The organism is Azospirillum sp. FG154 (genome assembly GCF_057809575.1).
On sequence record NZ_JBMDKF010000008.1, the window covers coordinates 41,666 to 67,035 of the forward strand.

Consider the following 25,370-nt stretch of genomic DNA (forward strand, 5'->3'; position numbering starts at 1 on the left):
AAAGCGGGTCGCGCCCCTAACGCACAGGCTTCATTGGACGCACGGACCGCCGCAGGCGTATCATGCACCACGGAACCATCACCACAGCGCTTGAATCCCGGCCATGCTGTCGATCCTCGGATATTCCATTCGCCTTTTGATTGCGATGCTGGTCATCTTCGGCAGCTTCAATCCTTCCGGCTATTCTTATTATCACTGGCTGCAACTTGAGACTGGCGACTGGGCGGTCAAGCTGTTTGCCGGACTGACGCTGATCGTGGTTTTGTATCTTCAGCTCAACGCGATGTGGCGGTCGATGCGTCTGGTTGGCACGCTCATGCTGACGACGATCAATCTGACCGGGATCTGGTTGGCGTCCGATCTTGGCTTGGTCGATCTGCACGACCGCACCCAACTGACGCTGACCATTCAAATCGCCCTGACCGTTCTTCTCGGCACCGGATTTTGCTGGTCGCACATCCGTTATCGACTAAGCGGCCAGATGGATTCGGAGAACATCGCGCGATGATCCGCCGCGTATCCTTCTCCCCTCCGCGTGAAGGCCGCGCCTGCGAGGGAGCCACGTCGGCATGAAGTTTCCCGGTCTGTTTTCGCGAATCCTGAGTTGTTTTTTTTTGGTGTTCGCCACCTGGAATCCGCTTGGCTATTCCTATCTGGACTGGCTGTTCACCAACGATGGATCCTACACCTCGGCAAAATTTTTTGCCGGGGCGATTCTGGTCGGCGCCTACATCGTCTATCTGCGGGTGACGTGGCTGGCTCTGCGGGTGCGATACGCCATGATGATGGCCACCCTGGCGATCACCGCCTATTTCGCCTTGCGGCACGTCGGCTTGCTCGACGCCACCGTGCCCTTTTGGTCCAGCTATTTTCTGTTGATTCTCGCCTCAACTCTGCTGAGCTTTGGCATCTGCTGGGCGCATGTCAAACGACGCCTGACGGGCCAGTCTCAGGTGCTCAGCCCGCCGCCGTGACGGGCTTTCGCTCACGCGTGGGAGGAACGGGAAGGGACGATCAGCGCGCCGGAGCGGCCAACGCCGCTTTCAGGTTTTCGCGGAATTCGGCGCGTTCCGGGGCGCGGTCGATCGCCTTCTGGAACATCTCGCGCGCCTCAACGATCTTGTTCTGATCGCGCAAGAACTTGCCCCAGGCGTTGTAGAGATCGGCGTAATTGGAGTCGGCCTGTTCAGCCCGCTGGAACATCGTCAACGCCTCTTCCGGGCGACCGGTGGCGGCCAGCGACACCCCCCACTGGGTGTAGGCGTGCGGGTAGCGCGAGCGTTTTTCCGCGTCGATGGTCAGCACCTCTTTGTATTTGGCGATGGCGTCCTCATGCTTGCCCTTCGCGGCCAGCGCGACGCCGGTGTTGTAAACCGGCAGAACAAAATCCGGGCGCATCGTCCGCGCCTCGTTGAATTTCATGATCGCGTCGTCGGGCTTGCCCTGTTGCAGGAACACCAGACCTTGCAGATTGACCGCCCAATAACGTTCGTCCTTGGGCATGACGATCATGCAATTGCGCAATTCACGCAGCGTGTTGCTGTAGTCCTTGCTGCCGGAATCATGCGTCGTTTCGTAATAATAGGACGCCACGATGTAGGGATCGATGAAACGAACCAAGTCAATCGCCACCGGGCGGACCAGTTCGTCGGGACGGGCGCCGCGCGCCGTCGAGCTGGTTGTGCGGGCGCGCTTGCGATCCTCGCCGCGTATGGTGAGTTCATAATCCTTTTCCAGCTTCACCATCTCGCCGCTGAAAACGAAGGTGACGAGGCCTATGACCTCCTGCGTCGCCTTGATCGGCTTGAGGAACTCAAACTGGTCGGCCACGACCTTGACCGCCGTCTCATCGTCGGTCAGCCCAACCCTCTGTTGTTCTTTGACGGTGCGCGCGGCGCGGTTGATCGCCCGCACCTCGGTGGCCAGACGCGAGGCCATCACATGTGGGGTAAAGCCGTCTTCCGCCACAACATCGGGAACAGTGACGTCACGGAACAGCACAGAGCTTGAATCAAAAAAAACCGAGTAGCCAAGCAACGCCGAAATGGCGAGCGCCGGCAGCGTCAAAATCCCAAAATCCATCTCTGTTCCCCCAACCCGTCAGCCATTCGCACGGGCGGGCGGGGCGCGAACCGGTCCGTCGCGCGATCGCTCAACCCCCGCATCCTATTGAAAAAACAATACTGTTTTACCAACCGACTGTCGATACGCCTGAAAACGCCCCCAGCGGGACCAACCGCCCGATCACGAGCTTTTGACGCTCGTGTTGATCCCGTGCTGGATGTTTCCCGCCACACGAACCGGCTTCGGACGGCGGCGGAACAACCCAAGCACATGGTAGCGGTACTCTTGCAACAACAGCAGAGCAACCGCGATGGACCAGAAATTCAAACGATTCAGCAACCATAGCGCCGAAAGGACCACATGGATCAGCAAACCGGCGGCCAGCAGCGCCATCAAAACATCCAGCAGAAACGACAGCAGCATCGGCCCGCGCACGCCCGACGCCAGCGTCACGCCGACATCGACGGCAAACAACGTGGCGACCACCATGACGACGACGCCGTAATTCAAATGGGGATCGTCGTTCAACAGAACCGCGACCAGATCATGCGGCGCGTCGCCCAACCGCTGCATCAGCAGCATGGCGAATTCGCTCAAAGACAGATCCCAGGGGCCGCCCGCGTTGAAGATGGCGTCAAAGGTGAAGCTTCCTGGTTCCCAAGAGGCGACGACCATGCACGCCCCAAGGGCCAAACCGCTGTAGGTGGACAGCGCCGGGCGCCAGGAGCCATAGGGGTGATGCAGATGCGCCGCGTCGCTCACCCGGTACCAAAGAGCGAAGGGCAGCGCCAGCAGGAGCGGGATCTCCAGCGCGATCAAAAAACCAGAGTGCAAAAAATTCAGGATGTCCATGCGCCCCGGCCCCCGTGTTTCCTGGGCATTGCGACATCAAGGCCGAAAGGCCGCCCCGTCCGACGGGGCGGCGGCGTCCTCAAACCTCGACGTTCTTGTACCAACGCTTGGAGCGCAGAAGACCGGCGCGGCGGGGTTCCCAACCATTGTCGATCATGATCGCCTTGATCTGCCTCTTGGCCTCATGCTCGCCAATGGAGTCGTTGGAAAAGTCGCGCAAAATGGCGGAGGTTTGCAGGAATTGATCCTTGCTGATCTTGCCCTTCTTGCCGGCGTGACGCTCCAAAACCTGACGGATGCGGTGGTTCGTTTCACTCTCAAACACGAAATCCTCGTCCGCCGCCACCGTGCGCAACAGACCGCGCGCTTCGTCCAACGACAGATCGAACCGGGTCACGCCCTCTTCAAGGATCCGACGCTCCGTCTCCCGGCTGATGAAGGCGCTGGTCAGGCCGTTGAGCTTCACAAGATCGGCAAAACGCTTGCGAGCGTCGTCGTTGGCGGACATGGAGCTTCCTTATCGAAACGGAACGTGATTCAGAACGGGACAAGACGGCCTGGAAACCAGACCTTCGGTTCAGGCGTCTCATCGCCTGCGTCAGCCCCGATGCGGATCATTTAGGGTCGGCACACATTGCCGTGTCAAGTTGGGAGAAGGCCGGAACTTATTAAAATCGATGTCATAATTCGCAACAATCCACAGAGGTCACTTCGGACGGGTCAAGTCCACAACCATGGCGACGCCTCCGTCGGCGGCGCATCGCTCGCCCATGCAAAAATACGCCATCGACCACCCTGGACAGGCGCCCAACAAGGATGAGGCGTCGCCCAATCGGCCACGCGGATCGTCTATGGTCGGAACAATCAACCGCAGCCCGGCGTCGCTGCGGGCCACCTGCCCCAGCCCACGCAGCCGCTCGACGCAGGTCAGTTCGGCGCGTTGCCGCTCCTCTTCCCCCGACTCGGCCAGACGGGCGGCGCGGACATAGAGGCCAACGCCCATGCCCGCGAACACCGCGCCAAGCACGGTCAACAGGATGGTCAGGAAGCGGGCGGTTTTGGCGTCGAACATGGGATGGGGGCGTCAAACCTGAATCAGAGCATCGTCGCAACGCCGGTCACAGCGCCTGCCGGGCCAACTGGTCGGCCATTTGCAACATCGGCAAGATGGTCAACCCGAACAGCACCATGCCGGACAGGCCCAGAAACACAATGCCGACGCCGCGCATCGCCGGTTGGGCGCGCCCGACGTTCAACAGGTACAGGTCGCGGTGCTGAAGCGCCAGCGCTTGCAGCGTGCGCGCCACCTCGGCCCGGCTGTCGGCCGCCGCCAGGGACGCCCGATCGGTGGGATGGATCGAGCGCAGGGCGTCGGTCCAGGGCCGTCCGACGACGACCGCCCGCGCCGCCTGCCGCAATTCGCCGCCCAAGGCGCCGCTTCCCGCCGAATCGGCGGTCAACGTCAACGCCTTGTCCATGCTCACCCCTGAGCCGATCAGCAGAGCCAGCTTGTGAAAGGTGACATACTGCTCCAGCCCCATCGCGATGTGACGATACACCGGCAGCATCCGAAACAGCCGGTCCACCGCCGTCGGGGCGATCCGCCGCCCGACGACGTTCAAAAAGGCCACGCTGGCCAGTCCGCCAAGGAACAGCAGAACCACCAGCGTGCTGAGGTTGGAGGACAGCACGATCCATTCGACATCCACCTTCGTGCGGGCGTCGCGGAACAGGTCGGTGCCCAGCAGCCAGGGGGTCAGGACATGGGTGGTCAGAATCATCGTCACGGCCCCCAGCAGGGCGTGGGCCACCGCCACCCACAACCCGCTGCGGAATTCGCGCGTCGGCTTCAGCAAATCGGCCTCGAACCCGGCGGCGTTGCGCAGCGCCTCCGACGTGCCGACGCCATGGCCGCCCGCCCGCACCAGGGCGATCACGGTCAGGGGGAAATCGGCGGGTTGCCGTTCCATCGCCGTCGGCAGATCGTCGCCGATCTCCACCGCGTCGGCCATCCGCTCCGCCACCCGCCGGATGCGCCCGTCGAAGGAGGCGGCCAGACGGCGCAGCCCCTCGGCCAAACCGACGCGGGAATCCAGCATCGAGGCCAGCCGGATGAACAGGATGTGCCGTTCGTTGTGGCTCAACGTCCGCCCCAGGCTCCAGGCCGGGCGGCGGCGCACCGCCAGAACCCGCCCGCGCCCGCTGACCTGCGCCCGCGCCGTGTCGGCGTCGCTGGCGTCCACCAGCAACGTGCGCGCCTTTCCGGCGGCGATCAGGCGAACCTCAAAGCGCGGCACGCGGAGCCTCTCCCACTCGTTTTCCGCAGAGTCAACCGCCCTGCTCGACAAAGACGGTGACGGTTGGACGGACGACGACGAACAGCGCCTCTTTCGTGATCGTCTGCGCCCGGTGGCCGATCACCGACGTGGCCCCGCCCGGCGCGGCCCCGCCCGGCGCGCCGCTGGCCGAAGTCTCCTCCTCGGGCCGGGTCGCCACCGGGTCGGCGTTGTCGTAGCTGGCGTTGTCCACCTGAAGCCCGCCCAGCACCACCGTATTTCCGGCCAGCACGCGCACGATGTCGTTCAACGCCTGTTCTTGGGTCTGCGGCTGGGTGATGGTGCCAACCTGATTGCCCGCCGACAATTGGACGAACCGCACCAGGCTGTTGACCAGAATGTTCAGGTCCGCCGTGACGATGCGTGTGTCGGCGTCGTAGAAGGGCGTCAGCTTGATGGTCAGGCCGGTCTTGACCGTGGTGGTCTGCGCCGACCCCAACAGGGCGCCCGAGCTGCTGCCGCTGGTGCTTCCGCCCAGCGTGTTGACGCCGACGCCGCTGACATAGGGGATCTCCTGGCCGCTGCGCAGCGTCACCTGCGCGCCCGACAGTGTGTGGACCTCGACATTCTGTTTGGTGTCGGCGGTGCCAAATTTCGACAGATAATCAATGGCGCCCGCCACGGTGAACGCCCCGCTCACCCCCAGCAGCTTTCCCGTCGGCGACGTCGCCCAGGACAACGGCCCGCCCGCCGTGACGGTGGATGTGCTGCCGCTGGTCGTCGTGCTGGTGCTGGACGTGCTGGTGGTGGAGGTCGTCGTCCCGTCGGTCGATGAGCTGCTGTTGAAGCCCAGCGCCAACTTGCTCCAGTCGAACCCGGTGGCCGAACTGTCGTTCAGCGTCAGCGACACCACGGCCATCTGCACCTTGACCATCGCCATGTTGCGGTGGATGCGGTCGATGTAGGGGCGAACCACCTCGGCGTAGAGGCTGGGCGGAGCGGAAAACAGGATCTGCCCGCCGCGCAGCGACGGCGTCAGGTCCGACACCCCCATGCTTTTCAAATCGTCGGTGATCGAGCGGATGACGTCGGGAATCTGCGGCACGGTGAAGGCGTAGCGGTCGCGGTCGGTCAGAAACAGCGTGCCGTCCTGCCACCAGGACACGATGCCCATGCCGCCCTGCAACACGCTGGTCAGTTCCGCCACCGTCCCGGAGAAGGCGCGAAAGGGCAGCGCCCGGCGCAGCATGTCGGCGTCGCTCGCCTGCTCGAACCGGGTGGCGACGCGGACGCCGCTGTAGCTGAGCATCGACACCAACCGATCCAGCGTGTTTTCCCCCGCCGGGTAGCTGACCGAAATCATCCGCTGCGCCATGACGGCGGGCAGCCGTTCGCGCACCGAATGGACCACCAGCATGCCCCGGTTGACCGGCACCACCGACACGGCGGGCGCGCCGTCGCTTTCCAAACGCTCGGTCTGGGCGCGCAAGATCTCGGTGCGCGGCGGCAGAGAGCCAACCGACGGCAGCGTCGTGCAGGCGGCCAGAGAACACGCCGCCAGAGCCGCGCCGGTCCACCGGGAAAGGCCGCGAGGGGAAAGGCGCATCATCGTCCGCAAGCTCCGGCCCCGCCCGACGACGGGGGAAAGGCGCGCGGATCAACCAGAAAAGGCGACCCGGCACGGTCCTGAAAGAAGGCCTGCCCGTCCAGACAGCCGATGAACACCGCGCCCGACGGCACCGGCCCCGCTTCGGACGACGCCAGCCCGACGGGCGCCCCCCCGGACGGCGGAGCGGCGGAGGGAGCGCCCATGAAGCTTGGCAAGGCCGGAAGTCCCGGCAAACCGGGCGGCAGGCTGGTGTTGGTCGAGGTTGGGGAACTGACGGGCGGCGGCGGCGGCGGGCGGCGGGCCACAGCGTCTTGCAACGGTTTCGGCGCGCCGGAGATGTCGCGCCCGCTCAGCGCGTCCACCACGGTCTTGACCAACCGCTCTTCGGCGGCGGCCACGGCGCGGTCGATGCGCTTTTGCAGCCGCGCTTCCATGTCGTCGCCGCGTTCGGCAGGCGGAAGAAAGGGGTTGGCTTCAATCGCCAGAACGGGTTGCGGCCCCATCACGGCGGCGGCGACCGCCAGCGCGCGCGACACCCGCCACAGCCTTGCCCTGTCTGTTGCGTTCATCCCCGCCCGACCATGCCCGTGACCGTTCCACCCCGCCATCAGCTATACGCCGTCCGGCGTTTCCGGCGCAACCAGCGCGGTGGAGACAGGAGCGCCTGCACCCCCAAACGCGCCTCCGCCAAAGCGGGCGAGGGCATGGGGGAGCCAGAGCAATCCTTCCGAGTCTTACGCCGCCTGCTCCGCCGCCAGACGACGGGCGTTCGCGCGGACTTTGCGGTAGGCGGGCTTCACGCTGGCGGCGGTGATCGAGGCCGCCGCTTCGGCGAAGCGCAGGCTGGCGTTGACGCTGGCGTCCACCACCTGGGCGAAGGCCTTGCGTTGGATCTCCGCGAGATCCGCCGGCGACTGGCAGCGGGCCAGACCACTGAACACCAACGCCGCCGCCTGACTCTGCTTGGTCAGCATGGTCATCCAGGCCGCGCCGAATTCGCCCAAGCCATGGGCGACCGCCTGGAAGGCCTCGACCGACGCTTCAACCTTTTCCGATCCCATGCGGAGGAATTCGGGGTTGGCGAAGCCCGTGGGCGTCCCCATCGCCGCCGCCATCATCGCCGTGCGGTATCCAATGGTCTGCGCGGCGGCAATCCCCATCTCGCCACTGCGCATCCCGGTCTTCGCGAACGTGTCGGCCACGGCGCTCAGACGCTCCGCAGGATGTCCGTCGCCGTTCATGTTGTCAGCCATTCGGTTCGCCTCGCTTGTGTGCATTCCTCAGAGTATCATGCTGCACTGCAACATGATACTCCGACGCCAAGCATTACGCTTCGGCGAGCGCGCGGTCCAGGTCTTCGATGATGTCCTGGGGATCCTCCAACCCGACCGACAGGCGCAGCAGGCCGGGCTGGATCTTCGCCGCGACCTTTTCCTCGTCCGTCAGCTTGGAATGGGTGGTGGTCGCCGGGTGGGTGATGAGGCTCTTGGAATCGCCCAGATTGTTGGAAATCATCACCATGCGCAGGCCGTTCAGCGTGTTGAACGCCTCGGTCTTGCCGCCCTTCAGGAAGACCGACAGCATGTTGCCGCCGCCGCTCATCTGCTGGCGCGCCAGATCATGCTGGGGATGGCTGGCGAGCAGCGGGTAGAGCACCCGCTCCACCTTCGCGTGGCTTTCCAGGAATTGCGCGACCTGGAAGGCCGCCGCCGATTGGGCGTGCACCCGCAGCTCCAGCGTCTCCATGCCCTTCAGCAGCAGCCAGGAATTGAAGGGGGCCAGCGTCGGGCCGATGTTGCGCAGGAAGGGATGAATGACCTCGGTGGCGTATTTCACATCCTTGGCCAGGATGACGCCGCCCAGGCAACGGCCCTGCCCGTCAATGTGCTTGGTCGCCGAATAGATGATGATGTCGGCGCCGAACTCGAACGGGCGTTGCAGGACCGGCGTGGCGAAGGCGTTGTCCACGACGACGACGGCGCCCGCCTTGTGGGCCAGATCGCACACCGCGCGCAGATCGACGACCTCCAACCCCGGATTGGAGGGGGTTTCCAGGAACACCGCCTTGGTCGGCTTGGACAGCGCCTCTTCCCAAGCCGTCAGGTCGGTGCCGTCGACGAACTCGACCGCGATGCCGTAGCGCGGGCAGAGTTCCTTGATGATCCAATAGCAGGAGATGAACAGCGCGCGCGGCGCGACCACCCGGTCGCCCGCCCGCAGGCCGCTCATCAACGCGCCATGCACCGCCGCCATGCCGCTGGCCGTGGCGTAGGCCCAGGCCGCGCCCTCATACTCGGCCAGACGATCCTCGAACATCGCGTTGGTCGGGTTGCGGAAGCGCGAATAGACGTGGCGCGTCCCGTCGTTGGCGAAGGCGTTCTCCGCCTCCTCCGCCGAGCCGTAGACGAAGCCGGAGGTCTGGTACAGCGCCTCGCACGTCTCGTCAAAGGACGAGCGGCGGATGCCGCCATGGACCAGCTTGGACCGGGGCCGCAGGCCCGTGACGTTCGGAGTGCGATGATCGGTGCGGGACATAAGCCGCGTCTCCCCTCGATGCTGCCGGTGGGGCGAAGCCGGCCACAAACGAAAAACGCCCCGACCGATCGGGTCGAGGCGCGGACGCGGCTCGGACCTTTTTAGCGGATTGTTTTACGTGGCCCGCAAGCCGGTCGCCCAAATCACCACGTTGAATCCGCTTGTACGACCGGCGCGGCGGAGCGTCAAGAGCGCTCGCCGCATTCCTGTCACGACTCCGTCGCATCCGCTGGCGGACGCTTCAGAAAGCCGGTCAGATCGGCCAGCCGCGCGCCGCCCAACAGATGGGCCAAGCCGCCGAACGCCGCCATGCCGCCCAGCACCAGCGCGCCCAGCGCGGCGAAACGAACCGCCGTCGCCGGATGCGCCAGCCACGGCGCCAACGCCGCGCCGCCAAATTCCAGCGCCGCCCCCATGCCGACCGCCGCCGCCGCGATGCGCGGCCCCCGCCGCGTCAACCGCGCGTCGAGCGACAACAGCCTGCGCTTGCGCAGGGCGACAACCAGCAGGCCGACGTCCAGCCACGCCGCCAACCCGGTGGCGAGCGCGATTCCGACATGCCCCAACACCGGCAGCAAGGCCAAGGCCAGCGCGACGGTGGAGACCGTGACGATGACGGCGACGCGCACCGGGGTGGCGGTGTCCTGCCGGGCGAAAAAGGCGGCGTTCAGCGATTTGGCGATGACATAGGCCGGAACCCCGACGGCGTAAGCCGCCAAGGCCATGGCGGTCGCGTGGGTTTCGGTTGGGCCGAAGGCCCCCCGCTCAAACAGAACCGCCACCATCGGCCCGCCCGACACGCCCAACGCCACGGCGGCGGGCAGCCCCAACAGCAGGCTGAACTCCAGCGCCCGGCTCAAATAATGACGGACCTTCTCCTCATCCCCCGCCGCCGCGTGACGGGCCAGCACCGGCAACAGCGCCGTGCCGATGGCGATGCCGATCACCCCCAAGGGCATCTGGTTCAAACGGTCGGCGTAATAGAGGAACGACACCGATCCCGACGGCAGCAGCGACGCCAGAACGATGTTGAGGAACAGGTTGATCTGCATGACCCCCGCCCCCAGCGCCCCCGGCCCGACCAGCCGGAACAGCCGCCGCATCCCTTCGGTGATCCGGGGCCGCCGCAGCCGCAGGACAATCCCGGCGTTGCGGCAGGCCCAGGCCAGCCACAGCAGTTGCACGACGCCCGACAGCGTCACCGCCGCCGCCATCGCCCGCCCCGGCTCCCACCCCAGACGCGGCGCGGCCAGCAGCGCCGCCACCAAGGTGAGGTTGAAGGCGATGGGCGCGGCGGCGAACGGGCCAAAACGGTCCAGCGCGTTGAGAATCCCGCCCAACAGGGCGACCAGAGAGATGAGCGTCAGATAGGGAAAGGTCAGCCGCGCCAAATCCACGGCCATGGCGAATTTGGCCGGTTCGTCGCTGAACCCCGGAGCCAACCCATGCATCAACCAGGGCATCGCCGCCAGCGCCGCCAGGGTGAAGGGCAGCAGGACGGCCAGCAGCACGGCCAACGCCTCTTCGGCGAAGCGAACCGCCGCCGCCCGCCCCTTGAGCTGAAGCTCGGCGGCGAACAGCGGCACGAAGGCGACGCCGAAAGCCCCCTCGGCGAACAGCCGTCGGAAAAAATTCGGCAGCTTCAGCGCGATGAAAAAGGCGTCGGCCACCGGCCCCGCCCCCAGCACCGACGCGGTCAGAATGTCGCGGGCGAAGCCAGCCAACCGGCTGACCAGGGTCAAACCACCCACTGTGGCGATGGCGCGGGAAAAGCTCATGCCCGGCGGTATAGCCCGTGGATGGGCGCAGGCAAAGCCCCCAGCGTCCTACCCATTCCCCCCAAGCGTCCGGGGCAGCCGCAAGGTGAACACCGCGCCGGCGCCGGGGGCGCTGCGCGCCGTCAATTGCCCGCCCAAGGTCTGCGTCGCCAGATTGTAGGCGATGTGCAGCCCCAGACCGACGCAGTTCTCGTGCCGGGCCGTGGTGAAGAAGGGGTCGAAGATCTTCGGCAGCACGCTGTCCAAAATCCCCTGCCCATCGTCGCTGTGCGTCACCTCGATCCAGTCGTCGCCAATCGCCTGAATCTCGATGGTGACGCGCCCGCTTTGTTCGGGACGAAAGGCGTGGATCAGAGCGTTGCGCACCAGATGGGTCAACACGCGGGCAAAGGCGCCCGGATAGCTTTCGATCTGCAACGCTTCGGGGCAAACCAACGACACCCGATGACCCGACGAGCCAATCTGCGTGTGCAGGCTCAGCAGCACGTCTTCGGTGTATTCCCGCAGGTAGAAGACGCGCCGCTCGTCGCCCGTCTGGTCCGCCGAGACTTGTTTGAACATGTGGACCAGGGCGGCGATGCGTTCGGTGTTGCCGACCAGCAATTGACCAGCCTCCTGCGCAACCTCCAAAAAGCCCGACAGGGCCGAGCGGGTGAGCGCGTTGGCGCCAAACTGGCGCTTCACATCCTCCGTCCGGCTCAACAGGTGGGAGGCGGTGGTCAGCACGACGCCGACCGGCCCGTTCACCTCATGCGCCACCCCGGCGACCAACTGGCCGAGCGAGGCCATTTTTTCGGTCTGCACCAGACTGTTTTGCGCCGCCTGCAAATCGGCGTAGGCCTGTTCGACCCGCTCCTTGGCGGCGCGCAGCGCTTCGGCGGCCTGCGCCCGTTCGGTGGTGTCGAGCATCACCCCGAACACATGGGTCAGCCGCCCGTCGAGATCGAAGCGCGGCGCGCAAGAGGACGAGACGTAACGAACGTCCCCCGCCCGGTCGATGGCCCGGTATTCGACATAGACCCGCTTGGAATTGCCAACGACGCTTTCCAGCATGTTGCCGAAGGACAGCCGGTCGTCCGGGTGCAGAATGCCCAGAAGATTGTCGAAGGTCGGGGTGAAATCGCGCGGATCCTGGCCATAGACCTCGAACGCTTCGTCGTTCCACAGCAAATCGCCGCTGTGGATGCCATATTCCCAATAGCCGAGATGGCCGGTGCGGTAGGCGTCCTCCAACCGCTGTTTGGCCGATTCGAGTTGGGCCGCCGCCTGCGCCCGTTCGGTCGTGTCCATCATCACGCCGAAGACATGGGTCAACCGCCCCTCGCCGTCCAAGCGCGGCGCGCAGGAAGAGGAGACGTAGCGGGTGTGGCCGTCCTCGTCCCGGACCCGGTATTCGACGTAAAGACGGGTCGGGTTGCCGATGACGCTTTCCAGCATGTTGCCCAGCGACAGCCGGTCATCGGGATGCAGAATGCCAAGCAGATTGTCAAAGCTTGGCTCAAACCGCGCCCGGCTGTGGCCGAACACGGCGAAGGCGGCGTCGTTCAGCGTCAGGTCGCCCGACTGGATGCCGTATTCCCAATAACCAAGCTTGGCGGTCTCGCAGGCCTCCTCCAGCTTGGCGGTGACGATCTCCAAACCACGTTCGGCCCGGCGATGATCGGTCATGTCCTGAAGCAGGGCGATCCAGGGCGGCCCGCCAACCCGCGCCGACACGTCGCGCGCGACGCCCGCGCGGTCAACCAGCCGGAGATCGAAGGACGCCCCGGCCCCCGCCCCAGCCAGACCGGCGCTCAGGCGGTCATCCACCGCCGCGCCGAAGGCTTCGACATAGGCCCGGTTGCCACGCAACGCTCCGGCGGAATCGCGCATCAGGGCGGGCAACGGCAAGGCGTCGAACAGCGGCAAGGCCGCCACGCCCGTCTCCATCGCTTCCATCGTCGCCGCCATCAGGGTCTCCGCACGCGCCGCCACACTCAACCGATTCTCACCCCAACCTGTTGAAGATTAAACCAGCGCCGACCGCCCGCCTATGTCGAAGTGAAACAACCAGGTCAGGGGATCAAGCGATTCAGGTCGAAATCCTGGGCGAAGGCCAACATCGCCCCCCCGGCGCTGGAGGAGTTCACCCGCAGCACGCCGTTGCCGACCACCGTCGGGAATTTGCTTTTCTGCAAGGCCCGCTGCGTCCGGTCCAGATCGCTGACGCGGATCACCGCCCCGGCGAAGAACGGGCGCGGCGTGGCGAAGGCCGGGTCGCTGGTCCAGGCCCAATGCAGCCGGTCCGGCGCAGCCACCACAATCGGCGTGTCGCCGGTCTCGACCAACCGCGCGGCCCCCCGCTCCGTCACCGAACCGCCGAAGAGGCGGGCGTAGACGGCGGCGGTCGCGGCGGGATCGTCGGACGCGATGACAAAAGCGGCCAGCCCGGTGGCGCCGTTGGCGTGCTCCAGGCAATCGGGCCGCCACACCACATCGCGGGTGTGGTGCTGGCACAGGAAGACGCGGCCCCCCGGCGTGGTCGCCGGGTCGATTTGGGTGATGGAGAAACGCGCGTCGCGCGTTCCGTCCGGCAGTTCGACCGGGCGGCCAAAATCCAGCGCCTCGGCGGCGGTGAAGCCTGCGGCGGTCAGCGGGTCGCGGGCGGCGCGCGCGTCGGCGGTCTTCAGGGCGATGGCGGCCACCCCCTCGCGCTGGCGCAGAAAGGCGGCGTAATGGGCGTTGATCGGGCGCTGTTCCTCAATGCCCAGCAACTCGATGTAGTCGCCGCCCTGGAACATGACCGTGTGGTTGGCCGATTTCAGTTCGGTGTGGCGACCGCGCGGGGTGACGGTGAAGCCAAGCCGGACGTAAGCGTCCTTCGCGACGTCCAGATCGCGGACGGCGACAACCAGATGATCCAGTCCGAGGCGTTCCCCGGTGATGTCCTGCGTGCTCATGACGGCCCTGCTGGTTGCCGGTTGAAATGCTCCACGCAGCGATAGAACAGCCATCGACGGCGGGCAAGAGGGGCGAGCCGTTCCCCCGTCAACAAACCATGCCAAAACAGAAAGCGGGCCGGGCGCCCCGGACAGGCGGCCCCCGGCCCGTAAAGTTCACCACGCCACCTGCGAGGGGCGGGTCACAGAGCCTGCTGGAGTTCCGGCAGGGCTTTGAACAGGTCCGCCACCAGACCGTAATCGGCGACCTGAAAGATCGGCGCCTCTTCGTCCTTGTTGATGGCGACGATGATTTTGCTGTCCTTCATCCCGGCGAGATGCTGGATGGCGCCGGAAATGCCGACGGCGATGTAGAGATCGGGGGCGACGATCTTGCCGGTCTGGCCGACCTGATAGTCGTTCGGCACGAAACCGGCGTCCACGGCGGCGCGGCTGGCCCCGACGGCGGCGCCCAGCTTGTCGGCGACGCCCTCCAGCAGTGGGAAATTCTCGCCCGACTGCATGCCGCGACCGCCGGAAATGACGATGCGGGCGGCGGTGAGTTCTGGACGCTCCGACTTCGACAATTCCGCCGACAGGAAGCTGGACAGGCCGGGATCGCCCGCCGAAGCGACGGTTTCGACCGGGGCGGAGCCGCCGCTGGTCGCCGCCGCCTCGAACGCGGTTCCGCGCACGGTGACGACTTTCACCGAATCCTTCGATTGGACGGTGGCGATGGCGTTGCCCGCGTAGATCGGACGTTCAAAGCTGTCCGTTGAGACCACCCCGGTGATGTCGGAAATCGCGGCAACGTCCAGCAAAGCGGCGACGCGCGGCAACACGTTTTTGCCGACCGAGGTGGCCGGAGCCAAAATGTGGCTGTAACCGCCCGCAAGCTGGACCAACAGCGCCGCCACCGGCTCGGCCAGCGCGTGTTCATAGGCCGCGTCGTCGGCCAACAGCACCTTGGCGACCCCGGCGACCGAGGCGGCGGCGGCGGCGACGCCCTGCGCGCCCTTGCCCGCGACCAGGAGGTGAATGTCCCCGCCGATCTTCGTGGCGGCGGTGACGGCGTTCAGGGTGGCCGACTTCAGCGAGACGTTGTCGTGTTCGGCCAGAATCAGGATCGTCATGGTCAGATCACCCGCGCTTCGTTCTTCAACTTGTCAACCAGGGCGGCCACGTCGGCCACCTTCACGCCGGCGCTGCGCTTGGCCGGTTCCACCACCTTCAGCGTGGTCAGCCGGGGCGTCACGTCCACGCCCAAGGCGTCCGGCGTGACGGTTTCCAGCGGTTTCTTCTTCGCCTTCATGATGTTGGGCAGCGACGCGTAGCGCGGCTCGTTCAGGCGCAGATCGGCGGTGACGATGGCCGGAAGCTTGAGGTTCACCGTTTCCAGACCGCCGTCGATCTCGCGGGTGACGGCGACGACGCCCTCGCCGGGAACGATCTTCGAGGCGAAGGTGCCCTGGCCCCAACCCAGCAGCGCCGCCAGCATCTGGCCGGTCTGGTTGCAATCATCGTCGATGGCCTGCTTGCCGAGGATGACCAGCGTCGGGCCTTCCCGATCGACCAGCGCCTTCAGCACTTTGGCGACGCCCAGCGGTTGGGTTTCCGCGTCGGTCTGGACCAGAATGGCGCGGTCCGCGCCCATGGCCAGCGCGGTGCGCAAGGTTTCCTGGGCGGTGGCGGGGCCGACCGACACGGCGATGATTTCGGTCGCCTTCCCGGCTTCCTTCAGACGAACGGCCTCTTCGACGGCGATTTCGTCGAAGGGGTTCATGCTCATCTTCACGTTGGCGGTTTCGACGCCGCCGCCGTCCGCCTTGACGCGGATCTTGACGTTGTAATCGACAACCCGCTTCACGGGCACCAGAACCTTCATGGTGACGGCCTCCTCGGCGTTCAGGACTTTGATTTGCGAAAATGGGGAGAGTTCAGACGGCGGCGGACAGCGGCTGTCCACGCCAGGCGGCGACCGCGTCGGGCATCGGCGGCGACGGGCCATCGACGCCCAACGCGGCCAGCACCTCCAACGGCGGCACGACGGCGCCGCGCGTGACGAAGGCCCCCTGCACCACCGCCAACGCGGCGGTTCCGCTGGCCGTTTCCAGCCGGTGTTCCATGAAAATATATTTGTCGTCCCAGCACAGCACGCGGCTGACCAGGGTGAAACGCTGGAACGGTTTCAACGAGCGGCGGAAACGGATGTTCGCCGCGCCCAACACCGGCTGCCAGCGGTTCTTCAGGATGGCCTTGCCCAACCCCACCCGGATCATCAGATCCGTCCGGCCCAAATCCATCAGGCTGAAATAGCGGGCGTTGGTCATGTGCATGTTCAGGTCGAGATCGGTCGGCCAAACGCGAAAGCGCAGGGTCGAGCTTTCCAGAAACCCAATTCCCCGCCCCCGCCACACGGCGGCCAGGGCGCGCAGGATCACGCCGAACAGACGGAAGATCAGGTTCATCCCCGTCCCCCGTCGGTCCGTTCCCCGCCGGTGTTCCGGCGCGCCGCGCGGCGTCGCGCCGGTGTCGTCCGCACCATCATGCTCTGTTCCTCCCCGGTGTCGGTTGGCGCCGGGGCGGCGTCGGATGCCGTCCGGCTCAGGCGTCCTTTTTGCCGGAGCCACGCTCCGACAGGGTGGTGGACACCTGCGACTCGATCTCTTTCAACTCGTAAACCGTCGCTTCCAGATCTTCACGCTGCTGCGCGAGGTCCTTCAGACGCTTTTGAACCCGCTTCAACAGGTTCCGCTGCTGCTCCACACCGCCATCGACGTTGTAGAGGTCGAGATATTCGCGGATTTCCGCCAAGGAAAAACCCAGACGCTTACCGCGCAAAATCAGCTTCAGCCGGGCGCGGTCACGCTTGGTGTAGACCCGGTTGTTGCCGACGCGATTCGGCGCCAGCAACCCCTTGACCTCGTAAAAACGCAGAGCGCGCGGCGTGATGCCCAACTCTTCCGCGAGCTGATTGACCGTGTAGAGCTGTTCCATCCCTGGGATAACCTTTGTTCGCATCCGTCATGCCGGACGCGCCATGCCCGACGCGCGGGACATAGCACAGGGACGGCGCCATGATAAGGCTTCCCTTTACGTCTCCGTCAACGAACTGACTTCGGGTCATCCCGCCGCCTTCGGCGCCGCCAACGCCTCCGCCACCAGCTCCTTCTTCGACAGCTTGCCGACGGCGGTTTTCGGCAATTCGTCGCGAAATTCGATGGCCGAGGGCATTTCGATGCGCGAAATTTTGTCCCGCAGGAAATCCTTCAACCCGTCCGCCGTCAGGCTCGCGCCCGGCGCCAATTGGACGAAGGCCTTCGGCGTCTGCCCCCGGTAGTCATCGGGCAGGCCGATGACGCAGGCGGCGACGACGTCGGGATGCTGGTAGATCGCTTCCTCGATCATGCGCGGGTACACGTTGTAACCGCTGCAAATGATGAGATCCTTCAAGCGGTCGAGCAGGAAGACGTAACCATCCTCGTCCATCGCGCCGACGTCGCCGGTGAACAGGAAGCCGTCGACGATGGTCCGCGCGCTTTCCTCCTCCCGCCCCCAATAGCCCGCCATGACGTTGGGTCCGGCGATGGCGACCTGCCCCCTCTCGCCAGCGCCCAGCACCTGCGACGGGTCGTCCAGGCCGCGAATCTGAATGGTGATTCCGGGCAACGGCAGGCCGATGGAGCCTTCCTTGTTCACCCCGACCAGCGGGTTGGCGGCGCAGACCGGGGAGGCTTCCGACAGGCCGTAGCCCTCCACCAGAACGCAGCCGGTCGCCTGTTCCCACTGGCGTTTCAGCTCCATCGGCAGCGGCGCGCCGCCGGAAATGCAATAGCGGATGGAGTTCAAGGCGTAACGCCCAACCTGCGGGTGCGACAGCAGCGCCTTGTACATGGTCGGCACGCCGGGAACGAGCGTCGGCTTGCGCTTGGCGATGGTTTTCAAGACCTGCTCGGTCTCGAAACGCGGCAGCATAATCAGCTCGGCGCCCGCCGCCAGCCCCAAATTCAAGACCACGGTCATGGCGAAGACGTGGAAGAAGGGCAGCACCGCCAGCATCCGTTCCTGGCCCAGCGCCATGCCCGGAAACCAGGCCATCACCTGCCTGGCGTTGGCCAACAGGTTGTGATGGGTCAGCATCGCCCCCTTCGGCACGCCGGTGGTGCCGCCGGTGTATTGCAGCACCGCGACGTCGCGCGTCGGGTCGATCGCCACCGGGCGCAGCGCGCCGTCGTTGTTGAGCATCGCGTCGAAATCGACGTGTTTGGCGTCCTGCGGGATGGCCGACACCTCGCTGCGCTTGAGCACGCGGAACAGCACGCCCTTCACCTTGGGCAGAATGGTCGGCATCCGGCACACGACGACGCGCTTCAACCGGGTCCGCTCCAGCATCAGGGCGACGCGCGGGTAAATCTGCTTCATGTCGAGCGTGACCATGATGTCGGTCTGCGAATCCTCGATCTGGTGCTCCAACTCCCGCTCGACATAGAGCGGGTTGTAGTTCACCACCGTGCCGCCCGCCTTCAGAACGCCGAAGAAGGAAATGACGTAGGTCGGCGAGTTGGGCAGACACAGGCCGACGCGGATCCCCGGCCCCACCCCCATGTCCTGAAAGCCGCGCGCCGCCCGGTTCACCAGATCCAGAACCTCCGCGTAGCTGTAGCGGCGCCCCATGAAATCCAAGCACGGACGGTCGGCGTAGCGCTTCGCCGCGTCCTCGAACAATTGGTGCAAGGGCGTCGGCGCGAAGCTCTGATCCCACGCGATGTTTTCGGGATAATGCGCCAGCCAGGGCCGCTGTTCGGACGGGGACGGAACGCCGGTCAAGCGGCCGGTGTGCGCAAGCGTGTCGGACATTCGGTTTCGCTCCCCTTCGCGATTGGCGCGTTCCTGGATCGTCGCCGCGCCGGTGTTCCCGTCGGCCGTCCGGAACCTATTCGTTATGACGTTGACGTAAACGTAACTCAGGCTTACTGTCAAGAGCCGTTGCACGAACAATCTTTGGAGACTGCATTCATGGTCGAGGACATCTTGAGCGAAATGCGCGCCCGCTCCACGACGCTGCGCAGCCTGAACGCCTCGGTTCGCTTCGTTTTGGGCAAGGACGGGGAGATCATCCATCTCGACGCCCGCAGCAACCCGATCGCCATCACCCAGGACGATCAAGACGCCGACTGCACGATCCGCATTTCGCCGGACAATCTGGCCAAGCTCATCAACGGCAAACTCAACCCGATGCTGGCCTTCACCATGGGCAAGCTGAAGGTCGAAGGGTCGATGGGCATCGCCATGAAGCTGGCCCAACTGCTCGACGAATAAGCCAAGCCGACCGCCAAATCAAACCGACCGCCCAACCAAACCGACCGCCAGAGTCGAGTCGCCGCGTCATTCATCACATTGGGGAGGAAACCGCATCATGTCCAACACGCTCCGCGCCACGCTGGCGGCCACGCTTTTGCTGTCGCCGCTGGCGGGCCTGCCGTCCGCCGCCAACGCCGCCAGCGCGCCGCGCACCCTGACCTACAGCATCCTGATGGGCGACGATCCCATCGGCAGCGAAGAGGTGAAGCTGGAGCCGCAGGGCGACCGCAACAAGGTGACGGTCACGGCCTCCACACGGGTCAAGGTGCTGTTCATCAACTTCCGCTACGACCACAAGCGGGAAGAGCTGTGGAAAGGCTCGACGCTGGAATCGATGAAGGCGACGACCGACGACGACGGCACGCCGCACGCCCTGGAACTGACCAGGAAAGGCGGCGGTTACACCCTGACCGCCGACGGCAAGCCGTCCGACCTGCCCGCCAGCGCCCTGCCGCTGACCCTGTGGACCTCGGAAGTGCTCAAGCGCGCGCCGCTGTTCTCGCTGATCGACGGCGCTCCATACGCCGTGACGTCAAAGGCGCTGGGCGCCGAAACCATCGAGGCCGGGGGCCGCAAGGTCGAAGCCCAGCATCACCGGATCGAAGGCGATGTGGAGCGCGATCTGTGGTACGCCGCCGACGGCACCCTGCTGAAAACCCGCTTCAAACGCAGCGGCTATGATATCACCTACGTCCTGAAGTGAGTTTTCCTTGAGGGCGCGATGCCGATCTTCCTGTTCCCCGACGATCCAATTTGGAACGAGGAGGCCGACGCCGTCGAGTTCGCGGTGGAGGTCGGGGAGTATCAGGGCCGCGTCTTCCTCACCCGCCGCGTCCTGCAAAGCTTCATCGGCCATCGCCCACAACCGGACGAGGCGGTTCAGCAGGTCTGCATGAACCGCCAAGTCTTCGACCGCGCGGCGGAGTTGCGCATCCTCGACCGCGCGCTCGACCCCGACGCCAACATCCACCTGACCGCGCGCGACGTCACGCGGGCGGCGAGCTGACGACCGTTCCGCCGCTTGGGAGCGTCCGCTTGTAGGTGTTGGTGGCGTCGGACACCATTTGCGCGATGGATTGATGCGCCGGGCCGGTGGTTTCGTGCGGCAGCGTTTTCAACTCCACCCCGTCCGGGCCGATGACCAGCACCGCGCAGGGAATCACCCCGCCGCCCCCGCCGCCGCCCAACGATTCGCCAAGAAAGCTGCCGCCGCCGGTTCCGATGCCGAAGCTGGTGATGAGCAGCGGGACAATGGTGTAATCGCCGATGGTCAGCGGCTTGCCGACCGCGCCCTTGGACAAAATTTTCTCGAACTCTTCCGAGGTGGCCTTCATCAGATCCACCGTCGGATCGGTCATGCACAAAAACGGGTTCATCGCCCCCTCCATGCTGCGCTGCGAAAGATTAGCATGGAGGAGCAGACACGGGCAATCCGGCAACCGGAAGCCGAAAAAGAACGTCAATCAAGCGATTTGCGCGTAACCGCCCCGGAAATACAGCAACGGCGCGCCATCCTCGCGCGACGCCAGACGGCGGACGCGGCCCAGAACGATGACGTGATCGCCGCCGTCCAGCAGATGTTCGCGGTCGCATTCAAGACTGGCCAGACAGCCGCTCAAGACCGGAACGCCGTTTTCCGAAAGCTCCATCGCGACGCCGCTCCAGCGGTCGTCCAGATCGCGGCGCGAGAAACGGCCCGACAGATCGCCCTGATCGGCGGCCAGAATGTTGACCACGAAGGACGGCGCGGCGGAAAAGGCGGCGAAGGTCGCCGCCGTGCGCCCCAAACAAAACTGCACCAGCGGCGGATCGAGCGACACCGAGGAGAAGGAGTTCACCGTCACGCCGACCGGCGCCCCATCCGGCGTCAAAGTCGTGATGACGGCGATGCCGGTGGCGAAACAGCCCAGCGCGCTGCGGAAGGCGCGGGGATCAAGCGGCGGTGTGGAGGTCATGACGGCCTGTGAGTGACGGCGAGACGGCGATCCTTTGCCATTAACCCACCGTTGCGGTGGGCGCAAGGGCTTCTCCCCCGGATCGAAAAGCGTTAAAAGGATTTTAAGGAAGCTGGGGCAGCTTCCACCAGCGGCCTTTCATCAGCGGCACGTGGCCGCGCGCTGGCGCGACGCCGGGCGATCCGCGTCGCGCCGCCTTCACATGGACAGCATGAGCGCGAACCCAGCCGACGGCGAACGCCCGATCATCATCAAAAAGAAGAAGGCCGGACACGCGGGCGCCCATGGCGGCGCGTGGAAGGTGGCCTACGCCGACTTCGTGACCGCGATGATGGCGTTCTTTTTGTTGCTGTGGCTGCTGAACGTCACCACGTCCGACCAGCGCAAGGGCATCGCCGATTATTTCTCGCCGGTGTCGGTCAGCCGGGAACAATCGGGATCCGGCGGGATGCTGGGCGGCAAAACCATCACCGTGCCGGGCGCCCAGATCTCCCCCTCCTCCCCGATGTCCGCCGACGTGCCGGTGTCCGGCCCGCCGGGCTATTCGTCGCAGGAAACCGAAGACGCCGCCGACCCGACCGAGGCCACCGCTGGTCCCGGCGCGGGAACCGGCCCTGGCCGCCCCGGCGCGGACGCCAACGCCAGCCCCGCCGATCAAAAGAGCAACGAGTCGCGCGCCGACTATCAGCGCCGAATGGAGGAAATGGCCAAGCAATTGGGCGTTCCCGGCCAAAAGCCCGGCGAGCGGCTGTCCGATTTCGCCGAGCGGGTGAAGGAAGCCGGAGAGAAACTCCAGGACGCCCAGAAGGAAGCCCGCCAGTTCCAGCAGGCCGCCACCGAAATCCGCCAAGCCATCCAATCGGTGCCGGAGCTTGAACCGCTGGCGCAAAATCTGATGATCGACCAGACCCCGGAGGGGCTGCGCATCCAGATCGTCGATCAAGACCGCGTGTCGATGTTCCCCGGCGGTTCCGGTCAGATGTACCCGCAGACCCGTCAGTTGGTGCAGCAGGTGGCCAAGGCGCTGGCGAAGCTGCCCAACAAGCTGTCGATCAGCGGCCACACCGACGGCACGCCGTTCGCCGCCGGGGCGGGCCGCGACAATTGGGATCTGTCCAGCGAACGGGCCAACGCCACCCGCCGGGCGCTCACTGCGGGCGGCATTGACGAAAAGCGGATCCAGGACGTCGTCGGCAAGGCGGACCGTGACCCGCTGGTTCCCGATCAACCAGGCAGCCCGCGCAACCGCCGGGTCAGCATGGTGTTGCTGCGCGAAACCCTGGCGCCCACCGCCCCTGGCGCCCCACCCGCGACCAAAGCGGCGCCCGCACCGGCGCCAAAGCGCTGAAACACTTCCAACAGCCAATCAAAAATCGCATCCCTGCACCGCGTCGCGCCCTGATTCCGCGCGTTTGCCCCTGTTCAAAGCGCGCGACGATGGGTCATACTTCCCAGACAACGTGATGCCGCCGGAACGATGCCGTCCGGTCGGCGATGATCGGTCCGAGATAAGCGCGGGGGAGTCTGTGAGCGTACCCGAGGGCAAACCATCTGACCTTTTGTCATCCTATAATCCTGGCCTGTATTTCGACGAACTGTTCGGAAGCATGGACTTGCCGGCCGAACACACGGCGCTGATACGGCAGAGATTGTCGGGTCTTGATTTCGATGAACTGCGCCGCCGCGCGCAGGATGTGGAAAGGGAGCTTTACAACCTCGGCATCACCTTCATCGTTTATTCCGAAAAGGACGCGGTTGACCGGATTCTGCCGTTCGACATCATCCCGCGCGTGATCTCCGCGAAGGAATGGACGCATCTGGAAGCGGGCGTGACCCAGCGCGTCACCGCGCTGAACCTGTTCCTGCACGACATCTACCACGATCAGAAGATCCTGAAGGACGGGATCATCCCGCGCGATCTGGTGGAGGGAAACCACAATTTCCGCCCCCAGATGATCGGGCTGGACGTTCCGTTCAACACCTACATTCACATCATGGGCACCGATCTGGTGCGCGACCGCTTCGGAACCTTCCGGGTGCTGGAGGACAATGGCCGCGTTCCGTCCGGCGTGTCCTATGTGGTGGAAAACCGCCACATGATGCAGCGGGTGTTCCCCGATCTGGTGCAGGACATCGGCATCCGCCCGGTGGACAATTACGGGCACAAGCTGCTCGACGCGATGATGGAAATCGCGCCGGCCGGGGTGGACGATCCCCAGGTGGTTCTGCTGTCGCCCGGCACCTACAACTCCGCCTATTTCGAGCACATCTTCCTGGCGCGCGAAATGGGCGTGCCGCTGGTCGAAGGCCGCGATCTGGTGGTGGAAAACGACCGCGTCTATATGAAGACGACCAACGGTCTGGCCCCCGTGCATTCGATCTACCGCCGTCTCGACGACGCGTTCCTCGACCCGCGCGCCTTCAACCCGGACAGCCTGCTGGGCGTTCCCGGCATTCTCGACGCCTACCGCAAGGGCAACGTCGCGCTGGCCAACGCCATTGGCACCGGCGTCGCCGACGACAAGGCGGTCTATTGCTACGTTCCCCGGATGATTAAATATTATCTGGATCAGGAACCGATCATCCCCAACGTCGACACCCGCATCTGCCGCGAACCCGACGCCCTGCAATACACGCTGGACCATCTGGCCGAGCTGGTGGTCAAGCCGGTGGGCGAAGCGGGCGGTTACGGCATCACCATCGGCCCGCGCGCCAGCAAGGCCGAACTGGACGATTGCCGGGCCAAGCTGCTGGCCGATCCGTCCAACTACATCAGCCAGCCGGTCGTCGATCTGTCGGTCTGCCCGACCGTGACCGACGACGGCATCGAACCGCGCCACGTTGATTTGCGGCCCTTCGCCATCACCGCCAAGAACACCTGGGTTCTCCCCGGCGGCTTGTCGCGCGTGGCGCTGAAGAAAGGCACGCTGATCGTCAACTCGTCCCAGGGCGGTGGCTCGAAGGACACGTGGGTTCTGGAAGGTGGTGCGGCATGAACCTGCTCGCCCGATACGCCGAGTGTATTTTCTGGATGGCCCGCTATATGGAGCGGGCCGAGAATCTCGCTCGCATCCTGGATGTGCATGAAACCTTCTCGCGCGACACGCGGGGGGCGACCAACTGGTTCTCCATCGTCCAGCTCAACGCGGACGAGAAGGACTTTTTCAGCCGTTACGACCGCCCGACGGCCGAATCGGTGATTCACTACTACATGTTCGACGCCCAAAACTCGAACTCGCTGCTCTCCATGCTGCGGATCGCGCGGGAAAACGCCCGCGCCCTGCGGCCCTGGATCTCGACCGAGATGTGGACGCAGATCAACGTGTTCCACAACAAGCTGCTGGACATGTCGGCCAAGGATGTGGCCTCGCAAAACCTGTCCAAGGTCTGCACCTGGATCAAGGAAGAGTGCCAGACCCACACCGGCATCACCGAGGGCACCTTCTACCGCGACCAGGGCTGGTATTTTTACCAGATGGGGAAATACATCGAACGGGCGGACCAAACCACCCGCCTGCTCGACATCAAGTATCACACCCTGCTGCCCTCCCCGGTGGAGGTCGGTTCGACGCTGGACGTCAGCCAATGGACGACCGTGCTGCGCTCGACCGCTGGCTACCACGCCTTCCGCCGGGTCTACCCGCGCGGCATGTCGCCGACCACGGTGGCCGGTTTCATGCTGTACAACGAAGGCTTCCCGCGTTCGGTGGTCATGTGCGTCCGCCAGATCGACGGCGTGCTGACCCGGTTGCGCTCCCGCTACGAGTTGCGCGGCGGGGCGCAGGCGATGGAACGGGTGGACGAGTTGCTGGCCGCCCTGCTCTCCCGCCCGATCGAGGCGGTGTTGCGCCAGGGTCTTCATGAGTATCTGGACTGGACCCAGCTTCAGCTCAATCTTCTGACCACGGAAATCGCGCAAGCCTTCTTTGGGATGGAAGCGCCTGTGGCTGTTGAAGCCCAGTCGCAGTAAGCTGGATGGCGGGGGCTTCGGCCTCCGCCCCCATCGGTCGCCTCCGCTTTCT

At 65.2% G+C, this 25,370-nt stretch carries 27 protein-coding genes and 1 riboswitch; of the genes, 8 read left to right on the plus strand and 19 right to left on the minus strand.

Features of this window, described 5'->3' with window-relative positions; genetic code table 11:
• Positions 1-103 precede the first annotated feature (103 nt).
• Together ACODS4_RS11485 and ACODS4_RS11490 are read left to right on the plus strand one after the other, a co-directional pair.
• Positions 104-508, plus strand: coding sequence for a DUF6524 family protein (locus ACODS4_RS11485; protein ID WP_488863686.1), 405 nt, complete (start codon positions 104-106; stop codon positions 506-508).
• A 61-nt stretch (positions 509-569) separates the two neighbouring features.
• The gene (locus ACODS4_RS11490) at positions 570-974 is read left to right on the plus strand and encodes a DUF6524 family protein (RefSeq protein ID WP_488863688.1); all 405 of its coding nucleotides are present in this window, start codon (positions 570-572) and stop codon (positions 972-974) included.
• A gap of 40 nt (positions 975-1,014) precedes the next feature.
• On the opposite strand, the gene ACODS4_RS11495 is transcribed toward ACODS4_RS11490, so the two are convergent.
• The 17 genes from ACODS4_RS11495 to ACODS4_RS11575 all read right to left on the minus strand — a co-directional run bounded on the left by ACODS4_RS11495 (position 1,015) and on the right by ACODS4_RS11575 (position 18,889).
• Positions 1,015-2,082, minus strand: coding sequence for a tetratricopeptide repeat protein (locus ACODS4_RS11495; RefSeq protein ID WP_488863690.1), 1,068 nt, complete (start codon positions 2,080-2,082; stop codon positions 1,015-1,017).
• A 162-nt stretch (positions 2,083-2,244) separates the two neighbouring features.
• Positions 2,245-2,916 (minus strand): hypothetical protein, encoded by a 672-nt coding sequence (locus ACODS4_RS11500; RefSeq protein ID WP_488863692.1) that lies wholly within the window; start codon positions 2,914-2,916, stop codon positions 2,245-2,247.
• Positions 2,917-2,995: 79 nt separating this feature from the next.
• The gene (locus ACODS4_RS11505) at positions 2,996-3,424 is read right to left on the minus strand and encodes a hypothetical protein (RefSeq protein ID WP_488863694.1); all 429 of its coding nucleotides are present in this window, start codon (positions 3,422-3,424) and stop codon (positions 2,996-2,998) included.
• Positions 3,425-3,622: 198 nt separating this feature from the next.
• Positions 3,623-3,988: a hypothetical protein gene (locus tag ACODS4_RS11510; protein ID WP_488863696.1), complete on the minus strand. Its 366-nt coding sequence runs from the start codon at positions 3,986-3,988 to the stop codon at positions 3,623-3,625.
• Positions 3,989-4,034: 46 nt separating this feature from the next.
• Positions 4,035-5,213 (minus strand): type II secretion system F family protein, encoded by a 1,179-nt coding sequence (locus ACODS4_RS11515; RefSeq protein WP_488863698.1) that lies wholly within the window; start codon positions 5,211-5,213, stop codon positions 4,035-4,037.
• 31 nt (positions 5,214-5,244) lie between these two features.
• Positions 5,245-6,801: a type II secretion system protein GspD gene (locus tag ACODS4_RS11520; RefSeq protein ID WP_488863700.1), complete on the minus strand. Its 1,557-nt coding sequence runs from the start codon at positions 6,799-6,801 to the stop codon at positions 5,245-5,247.
• Complete coding sequence (locus ACODS4_RS11525; protein WP_488863701.1) at positions 6,798-7,370, minus strand: hypothetical protein; 573 nt, start codon at positions 7,368-7,370, stop codon at positions 6,798-6,800. The genes ACODS4_RS11520 and ACODS4_RS11525 overlap by 4 nt, the downstream gene beginning before the upstream one ends.
• Positions 7,371-7,535: 165 nt before the next feature.
• Entirely contained in the window at positions 7,536-8,054 is a 519-nt protein-coding gene (locus tag ACODS4_RS11530) for a phasin family protein (protein WP_488863703.1), read from the minus strand.
• A gap of 73 nt (positions 8,055-8,127) precedes the next feature.
• Positions 8,128-9,336 (minus strand): O-succinylhomoserine sulfhydrylase, encoded by a 1,209-nt coding sequence (gene metZ / locus ACODS4_RS11535; RefSeq protein WP_488863705.1) that lies wholly within the window; start codon positions 9,334-9,336, stop codon positions 8,128-8,130.
• 80 nt (positions 9,337-9,416) lie between these two features.
• Positions 9,417-9,496: riboswitch (SAM riboswitch) on the minus strand.
• A 49-nt stretch (positions 9,497-9,545) separates the two neighbouring features.
• Positions 9,546-11,114: a murein biosynthesis integral membrane protein MurJ gene (gene murJ / locus ACODS4_RS11540; protein WP_488863707.1), complete on the minus strand. Its 1,569-nt coding sequence runs from the start codon at positions 11,112-11,114 to the stop codon at positions 9,546-9,548.
• Positions 11,115-11,162: 48 nt separating this feature from the next.
• Entirely contained in the window at positions 11,163-13,064 is a 1,902-nt protein-coding gene (locus tag ACODS4_RS11545; RefSeq protein ID WP_488863709.1) for a PAS domain-containing sensor histidine kinase, read from the minus strand.
• Between the two features lie 104 nt (positions 13,065-13,168).
• The gene (locus ACODS4_RS11550) at positions 13,169-14,053 is read right to left on the minus strand and encodes a VOC family protein (protein ID WP_488863711.1); all 885 of its coding nucleotides are present in this window, start codon (positions 14,051-14,053) and stop codon (positions 13,169-13,171) included.
• 182 nt (positions 14,054-14,235) lie between these two features.
• Positions 14,236-15,165, minus strand: coding sequence for an electron transfer flavoprotein subunit alpha/FixB family protein (locus ACODS4_RS11555; RefSeq protein ID WP_488863713.1), 930 nt, complete (start codon positions 15,163-15,165; stop codon positions 14,236-14,238).
• 2 nt (positions 15,166-15,167) lie between these two features.
• Positions 15,168-15,917, minus strand: coding sequence for an electron transfer flavoprotein subunit beta/FixA family protein (locus ACODS4_RS11560; protein ID WP_488863715.1), 750 nt, complete (start codon positions 15,915-15,917; stop codon positions 15,168-15,170).
• 52 nt (positions 15,918-15,969) lie between these two features.
• Entirely contained in the window at positions 15,970-16,500 is a 531-nt protein-coding gene (locus tag ACODS4_RS11565; RefSeq protein ID WP_488863717.1) for a thioesterase family protein, read from the minus strand.
• A 136-nt stretch (positions 16,501-16,636) separates the two neighbouring features.
• Complete coding sequence (locus ACODS4_RS11570; protein WP_488863719.1) at positions 16,637-17,029, minus strand: MerR family transcriptional regulator; 393 nt, start codon at positions 17,027-17,029, stop codon at positions 16,637-16,639.
• A gap of 126 nt (positions 17,030-17,155) precedes the next feature.
• Positions 17,156-18,889, minus strand: coding sequence for a long-chain-fatty-acid--CoA ligase (locus ACODS4_RS11575; RefSeq protein WP_488863721.1), 1,734 nt, complete (start codon positions 18,887-18,889; stop codon positions 17,156-17,158).
• Between the two features lie 159 nt (positions 18,890-19,048).
• On the opposite strand from ACODS4_RS11575, the gene ACODS4_RS11580 reads away from it, so the two are divergent.
• From ACODS4_RS11580 to ACODS4_RS11590, 3 genes are all read left to right on the plus strand, one after another.
• Positions 19,049-19,351 carry an SCP2 sterol-binding domain-containing protein gene (locus ACODS4_RS11580; RefSeq protein WP_488863723.1) on the plus strand — a complete coding sequence of 101 codons (303 nt, stop codon included), beginning with the start codon at positions 19,049-19,051 and terminating at the stop codon, positions 19,349-19,351.
• 97 nt (positions 19,352-19,448) lie between these two features.
• Positions 19,449-20,096: a DUF6134 family protein gene (locus ACODS4_RS11585; RefSeq protein ID WP_488863725.1), complete on the plus strand. Its 648-nt coding sequence runs from the start codon at positions 19,449-19,451 to the stop codon at positions 20,094-20,096.
• 18 nt (positions 20,097-20,114) lie between these two features.
• Positions 20,115-20,399 (plus strand): DUF1488 family protein, encoded by a 285-nt coding sequence (locus tag ACODS4_RS11590; RefSeq protein WP_488863727.1) that lies wholly within the window; start codon positions 20,115-20,117, stop codon positions 20,397-20,399.
• Here ACODS4_RS11590 and ACODS4_RS11595 read toward each other — a convergent pair.
• Both ACODS4_RS11595 and ACODS4_RS11600 read right to left on the minus strand, forming a co-directional pair.
• On the minus strand, positions 20,380-20,769 hold the full coding sequence (locus ACODS4_RS11595; protein WP_488863729.1) for a GerW family sporulation protein: 390 nt from the start codon (positions 20,767-20,769) through the stop codon (positions 20,380-20,382). The two genes, ACODS4_RS11590 and ACODS4_RS11595, sit on opposite strands and share 20 nt — an antisense overlap.
• A gap of 87 nt (positions 20,770-20,856) precedes the next feature.
• Positions 20,857-21,348, minus strand: coding sequence for a flavin reductase family protein (locus ACODS4_RS11600; protein ID WP_488863731.1), 492 nt, complete (start codon positions 21,346-21,348; stop codon positions 20,857-20,859).
• 211 nt (positions 21,349-21,559) lie between these two features.
• On the opposite strand from ACODS4_RS11600, the gene ACODS4_RS11605 reads away from it, so the two are divergent.
• The 3 genes from ACODS4_RS11605 (at position 21,560) to ACODS4_RS11615 (ending at position 25,318) form a co-directional block, all read left to right on the plus strand.
• Positions 21,560-22,696: a flagellar motor protein MotB gene (locus ACODS4_RS11605; protein WP_488863733.1), complete on the plus strand. Its 1,137-nt coding sequence runs from the start codon at positions 21,560-21,562 to the stop codon at positions 22,694-22,696.
• A 259-nt stretch (positions 22,697-22,955) separates the two neighbouring features.
• The gene (locus tag ACODS4_RS11610) at positions 22,956-24,344 is read left to right on the plus strand and encodes a circularly permuted type 2 ATP-grasp protein (RefSeq protein ID WP_488863735.1); all 1,389 of its coding nucleotides are present in this window, start codon (positions 22,956-22,958) and stop codon (positions 24,342-24,344) included.
• Entirely contained in the window at positions 24,341-25,318 is a 978-nt protein-coding gene (locus tag ACODS4_RS11615; RefSeq protein ID WP_488863737.1) for an alpha-E domain-containing protein, read from the plus strand. The genes ACODS4_RS11610 and ACODS4_RS11615 overlap by 4 nt, the downstream gene beginning before the upstream one ends.
• Positions 25,319-25,370 lie beyond the last annotated feature (52 nt).